4 protein-coding genes are annotated in these 6778 nt (G+C 61.5%); all 4 read right to left on the reverse strand.

The features are described from left to right. Positions 1-43: 43 nt before the first annotated feature. The 4 genes from VC35_RS18960 to VC35_RS18975 are packed head-to-tail and all read right to left on the reverse strand — an operon-like array spanning position 44 to position 6343. Positions 44-1408 (reverse strand): heavy metal sensor histidine kinase, encoded by a 1365-nt coding sequence (locus VC35_RS18960; RefSeq protein ID WP_046041934.1) that lies wholly within the window; start codon positions 1406-1408, stop codon positions 44-46. Next, positions 1398-2075, reverse strand: a complete 678-nt coding sequence (locus tag VC35_RS18965) for a heavy metal response regulator transcription factor (RefSeq protein WP_046041935.1) — start codon at positions 2073-2075, stop codon at positions 1398-1400. The genes VC35_RS18960 and VC35_RS18965 overlap by 11 nt, the downstream gene beginning before the upstream one ends. 9 nt (positions 2076-2084) lie before the next feature. Further along, complete coding sequence (locus VC35_RS18970; protein WP_046041936.1) at positions 2085-5186, reverse strand: multidrug efflux RND transporter permease subunit; 3102 nt, start codon at positions 5184-5186, stop codon at positions 2085-2087. Then, positions 5183-6343 (reverse strand): efflux RND transporter periplasmic adaptor subunit, encoded by a 1161-nt coding sequence (locus tag VC35_RS18975; protein WP_046041937.1) that lies wholly within the window; start codon positions 6341-6343, stop codon positions 5183-5185. The genes VC35_RS18970 and VC35_RS18975 overlap by 4 nt, the downstream gene beginning before the upstream one ends. Positions 6344-6778: the final 435 nt, after the last annotated feature.

The following is a 6778-nucleotide window of genomic DNA, read 5'->3' on the forward strand; positions in this document are numbered from 1 at the left end:
GCCCAGCGCGAGCAAGCTCGCTCGCCACAGTAGTTTGTGTGTTTCAGACGGGAAGGTGTATGCCGAACGTATTCATCCCATGATCACTGCGCACGAACACATCCCCGCCATGCATCAGCGCAATCGCCTTGACGATGGCCAGCCCCAGGCCGTGATTGTGGCCGCTGTTGCTACGCGACGCATCGACCCGATAGAAGCGTTCGAACAGGCGCGGCAGATGCTCACTGGCAATCGGCAAACCTGGGTTGGCGACGCCGATGCTGACTTGATGCTCCTGGGCTTCGATCCGCACTTGAATCACCTGCCCGGGCGCGGTGTGCTGCACCGCGTTATTCAACAAGTTGATCAACGCCCGGCGCAGATGGGCGATCTCGATCCGCACTTGCGCGTCACCACTGACCTCGACCTGGACTTGAGCGTCCTCGAGAATGAAGTCCAGATATTCCAGGGTCGTGGCCACCTCATCGGCCAGCGAGGTCGAGGTGAGTTTGGTCGCCTTGCTGCCCTGATCAGCGCTGGCGAGGAACAGCATGTCGTTGATGATCGAACGCAGTCGCTCAAGCTCTTCGAGGTTTGATTGCAGCACTTCGAAGTAATGCTCGGCGGAGCGTCCGCGGGTCAATGCGACTTGGGTCTGGCCGATCAGGTTGGTCAGTGGCGAGCGCAGTTCGTGGGCAACATCGGCGTTGAATGACTCAAGGCGCGAGTAGGCCTGCTCGACCCGTTCCAGGGTTGAGTTGAACGAGCTGACGAATTGATCGAGTTCCGGCGGCAACGGTGACAATCGCAAGCGCCCCGAGCGCAACGGCGGGGCCAGGCGCCGGGCTTCCTGGGACAGTTTGATCAGCGGCTTGAGGCCGATCCGCGCCACCCAATAACCCAGTGCCGAGGCCAGCAGCACACCGACAATCGCCAGGCTGATCAGCGCGACCAGCAGGTGATGCTGGGTGTGGAAAAACGTTTCGGTGTCGATGGCGATCATGAAGCGCAGCGGCGGGCGCTGGTCCTTGGCCGGGAACTCACTGACCAGCACTTTCAGCGGATACGGGTGCTCCGGCAGATGCATGTCGCGCGTGCCCAGTGGCCCTTGGGCAAAGGCGCGGATCTGCGGTGTCAGGTTGCCGTATTCGTAGTGTGGATCGCCGCTGATGATCCAGAAACTGATGCGCTTGTCTTCTTCGCTCAACAGATTGAGCTTGTTGTTGATCTTCACCCAATGCTCGGGCGTGCCGTAACGGCCGACCGTGGATTCGAGCACGCTGTAGCGCGCATCGAGTTCGGCTTCTGGCAGCAGGCCCAGGCCTTTGTCGACCTGCTGGTACAGCGCCCAACCGATCAACAGGAACACCAGCAGCGCTACCAGCGTAAACATCCCGCTTAGACGCAGCGCGATGGAATTACTGGACACCACGGCTCTCCAGCACATAACCCATGCCACGAATGGTGTGCAGCAGTTTCTCTTCGAACGGCCCGTCGAGCTTGGCCCGCAGGCGTTTGATCGCGACTTCGACGACGTTGGCGTCGCTGTCGAAATTGATGTCCCAGACCATCTCGGCAATGGCGGTTTTTGACAGGATTTCGCCTTGGCGCCGGGCCAGCACGCTGAGCAGCGAGAACTCCTTGGCGGTCAGGTCCAGACGTGTACCGGCGCGGGTGGCCTTGCGGCTGATCAAATCTATCCACAGGTCGGCGATGCTCACCTGCACCGGTTCATGGCCGCCGCTACGGCGAGTCAGCGCTTGCAGGCGTGCCACCAGTTCAAGGAAGGAAAACGGTTTACCCAGATAGTCATCGGCGCCTTCACGCAGGCCCTTGATGCGATCTTCCACACGCTCGCGGGCGGTGAGCATGATCACCGGGGTTTGCTTGCGCGCACGCAGGGCGCGCAACACACCGAAGCCGTCGAGGCCCGGCAGCATCACGTCGAGGACGATTACCGCGTAGTCGCTCTCCAGCGCCAGGTGCAGACCGTCCACACCATCGCGGGCCAGATCCACGGTGAAACCCTGTTCCGTCAGGCCGCGGTGCAGATAGTCCGCGGTTTTTTCTTCGTCTTCGATAATCAGAACGCGCATGACCCCGCCTCAGTCTGTGGTCGCCAGCACCGGTTCTGGCGCAGGTTTAGGTCGATGGAATAGCCGCTCAAGCCACAAGTATATGACCGGCGTGGTGAACAGCGTCAGCGCCTGGCTGACCAGCAAGCCACCGACGACGGCGATCCCCAAGGGCTGGCGCAGTTCGGCACCGGTGCCATAGCCGAGCATCAACGGCAGGGCGCCGAGCAGGGCGGCGAGGGTGGTCATGATGATCGGCCGGAACCGCGTGATACAGGCCTTGAAGATCGCCTCTTCAGGCGACAGTCCGCCATTGCGCTGCGCTTCGAGGGCGAAGTCGATCATCAGGATGCCGTTTTTCTTGACGATACCGATCAGCAACACCAGCCCGATCAAGGCCATGATCGAAAAGTCCTGGCCGCAAATCCACAGCATGATCACCGCACCGAGGCCCGCCGAAGGCAAGGTGGAAATGATCGTCAGCGGGTGCACGAAGCTCTCGTAGAGCACGCCGAGAATGATGTACACCGCCACCAGTGCCGCCAGAATCAGCCACGGCTGGCTGGCCAGTGAACTCTGGAACGCCTGGGCCGCGCCCTGGAAGTTGCCGCTGATGGCGGTCGGCATGCCGATGTCGGCCTTGGCCTGGTTGAGCATGATCACCGCATCGCCCAACGCCACGCCGGGGGCCAGGTTGAACGACAGGTTGGCGGCGGGGAACATCCCGTCATGGGCGATGGACAGCGGGCCGATGGTCGGCGCATCGAACCTGGCCAGGGCCGACAGCGGCACCATTTCCCCGCTCAGGGGCGAGCGCAGGTAGAAATAGTTGAGGCTTTCGGCCTTGCCGCGTTGCTTGGTGTCCAGCTCCAGGATCACGTTGTACTGGTTGACCTGGGTCTGGAATTCGTTGATCTGGCGCTGGCCGAAGGCATCGTACAGGGCTTCGTCGACGTCGCTGGCGGTGAGGCCGAAACGTGCGGCGGCGCTGCGGTCGATGCTGATGTGGGTGATGCTGCCGCCCAGTTGCAGGTCGTTGGAAATGTCGCGGAAGGCCGGGTTGGCGCGCAGTTTTTCCGTCAGGCGTTGGGTCCAGGTGCTGAGGGTCGCACCGTCGTTGCTCTTGAGCACGTATTGGTACTGGGCGCGGCTCGGGCCTGAGCTGAGGTTGATGTCTTGCCCTGCACGCAGGTACAGGACGATGCCCGGGACTTTCATCAGTTGTGGGCGAATCCGGTCGATGAACTGGCTGGCCGAGACGTCGCGATCCCCGCGTTTTTTCAGGGTGATCCAGAAGCGGCCGTTGGCAATGGTCTGGTTGCTGCCCGAGACGCCGACTGAGTGCGAGAAGGTTTCGACAGCGGGGTCGGCGGCAACGATTTCGGCCATCGCCAGGTGTTTTTTCACCATGTCGCCGTAGGAAATATCCGCAGCTGCTTCGGTGGTACCGAGGACGAAGCCAGTGTCCTGGATCGGGAAGAAACCTTTAGGGATAAAGATGTAACCGGCGACCGCCAACCCCAGCGACAGGCCGAACACGCCGATCATCATTTTCTGGTGGGCGAGGGCGCGGCGCAGGCCTTTTTCGTACCACGCCAGCAGACGTTCACCAAAGCCCGGTTTGCTATGAACGTGATGCACCGGTGCCCGCATGAACAGCGCTGCCAGCGTTGGCGCCAATGTCAGCGAGACCACCACCGAAATCATGATGGTCGAGGTGGCGGTCAGGGCGAATTCCTTGAACAGCCGACCGACCACACCACCCATGAACAGCAGTGGAATGAACGCCGCCACCAGTGAAAAACTGATCGAAACCACGGTGAAGCCGATCTCGCCGGCGCCCTTGATCGCCGCCTCGCGCATGCCGTCACCGGCCTCCAGATGCCGGTGGATGTTCTCCACCACCACGATCGCATCGTCCACCACAAAGCCCACGGCGACCACGATCGCCACAAGGGTCAGGTTGTTCAGGCTGAAGCCCATCACATACATCAGCGCGAAACTGGCGATCAGTGACACGCCGAGCACTGCCGACACGATCAGCGTGGCCGACAGTTGGCGCAGGAACAGCGCCATCACCGCCACCACCAACATGATTGCAATCAGCAGGGTGATTTCCACTTCATGCAGCGAGGCACGGATGGTCTGGGTGCGGTCGATCAGCGTCTTGACCTGCACCGAGGCGGGGAGCATCGCTTCCAGTGCCGGCAAGGCGGCCTGGATGCGGTCCACGGTCTCGACGATGTTGGCGCCTGGCTGGCGGAAGATCACAAGGTTTACGCCCGGTTGCGAACCCGCCCACGCCTGAACGTAGGCATCTTCCGAACCGTTGACGACTTTCGCGACATCCTTGAGGTGAACCGGTGCACCGTCCTTGTAGGAAACGATCAACTGGCTGTATTCGTCGGGGTGGAACAACTGGTCGTTGGTGGACAGGGTCGAGATGCTCGACTCCCCGTACAGCGCACCCTTGGCCAGGTTGAGGCTGGTCTGCTGGATCGCCAGGCGGATGTCGGCGAGGGTCAGGCCAATGGCGGCGAGTTTGTCGGCGGATACCTGGACGCGAATCGCCGGACGCTGCTGACCGGTGATGACGACCTGGCCTACACCGTCGACCTGACTGAGCTGACGGGACAACAGGGTTTCCGTCAGGTCGCTGAGCTCAGGGCCTGGCATCAGCGACGAGTTGACGCTGAGGATCAGCACCGGGCTGTCCGCCGGGTTGACCTTGCGCCAGGTCGGCAGGTTCGGCATGTCCTTGGGCAGTTTGCCCGCGGCAGTATTGATCGCTGCCTGCACTTCCTGGGCGGCGGTGTCGATGCTCTTGTCGAGGGTGAATTGCAGGGTCAGGTTGGTCGAGCCCAGTGCACTGCTCGAGGTCATCTGGGTTACGCCGGGAATGGCACTGAATTGCACTTCAAGGGGCGTGGCCACCGAGGAAGCCATGGTTTCCGGGCTGGCGCCGGGAAGTTGCGCGGCCACCTGGATGGTTGGGAATTCTGCCTCCGGCAACGGTGCTACCGGCAGGCGCGGAAACGCGATGACACCTAGCAGCACCAGGGCGAACGTCAGCAGGACCGTGGCCACCGGGTGGTCGATGCACCAGGCTGAAATCGAACCATGGCCTTTCATTGTGCCGCCTCCGATCGCACCACTTGAGGAGGTTCGGTCAGCACTTGCACAGTAGCGCCGGGCTTGAGCCGCGACTGACCATCGCTGACCAGTACATCACCCGGCTTCACACCCTTGATGATGTCCTGGCCGCTGCCTTGATAGACCATCTGCACCTGCACGGCTTCGACCTTGTCGCCATTGACCCGGTACACGAAGTGCTGGTCGAGGCCGCGTTGTACGACTGTCGGCGGCACCACCAGCGCATCTTTATCCAGGGCTGTCTGAATCTTTACCGTCACCAGCAGGCCCGGCCAGAGCTTCTGCCCCGGATTGTCGAATTCGGCCTTGGCGCGGATGGTGCCGGTGTTGGCGTTGATTTGGTTGTCGATCAGGGTCAGGTGACCTTCGCCGAGCAGGTTGCCGGTTTCGCCGTCGGTGTCGGCACCGATGTAGGCCTTTACCTGAGCGTGTTGCGGGTCGTTGATCAGGCCTTGGAGGGTCGGCAGCATTTGCTGTGGCAGGGAGAACTCCACAGCGATCGGGTCGATCTGGGTCACCGTGAACAGGCCCTGGGTGTCGGTCATGCGCAGGAAGTTGCCTTCGTCCACAGTACGAATACCGACGCGCCCGCTGACCGGGGAGCGAATTTGCGTGTAGGAAAGCTGTACCTCAGCGGAGTCAATCGAGGCCTGGTTGCCTTGGGCGGTAGCCTTGAGTTGGTTGACCAGGGCTTGTTGCTGGTCGTAGGTCTGCTTGGACACGCCGTCGTCGACACTCAACAGCTTGTAGCGCTTGAGGTTGACCAGCGCCACTTGCAGTTGCGCCTGGCTTTCGCCCAGTTGTGCCTTGGCCTGGTCGAGGCTGGCGCGGATCGAGCGGTCGTCGATGGTGGCCAGCAGGTCACCTTTTTTCACCAGCTGGCCTTCCTTGACCATGATTTTGGTGAGAATGCCGTCGATTTGCGGGCGGACCACGACGCTGTGCAGGGACAGCACCGAACCTATGCCGCTGACGTAGCGCGGCACGTCTTTTTCGGCGACGGCGACCACGCGCACCGGGATGGCGGTGGGGGTGGCGAGTTTGGCCTTGGCCGGTTTGTTGGCGTACCACAGGCCCAGCGCTGCCAGGACGATCAGAAGGGCGACGAGCAGGGCGGGTTTTTTCTGGATTCGCATGCGAGTGGGGCGCCGGGGCTGGGTGGTCGGTCGGTGGGTAAGGTAGTTTCCTTTATAAACCTGTTTGCTGGTCAGGAGGGTGACGGCTAACTGACGGCGCTGTCAGTTTGCGGTTTGGTTTGGTCTTGGCGGCCTCTGGGCCGACCATGTTCTTGGTTGACCGTGTACATATCCGTTTCTTCTGTAACGGCCACCTATGGTTTCGCCCTTACGGCGACTCACTTTTTTTAACAAGCGCCTCAAAAAAAGTAAGCAAAAAAAGCGCTCGCCCCGAACGTCCGGCCCCTCGCTGGGGCTCGGCGTGCCTTCGCTCCGGCATTCATCCGGGGGCATTGCCCTCCGGTCGGCTTCGCTTCGACCTACATGCAATGAGTTCGACTGCGTCGAACGGCGCTACGCGCCAATCCCCGGATAAACGCCTCCACTCAGCCTTCC

Source organism: Pseudomonas fluorescens, assembly GCF_000967965.1.
GTDB classification, from domain to species: domain Bacteria; phylum Pseudomonadota; class Gammaproteobacteria; order Pseudomonadales; family Pseudomonadaceae; genus Aquipseudomonas; species Aquipseudomonas grandcourensis.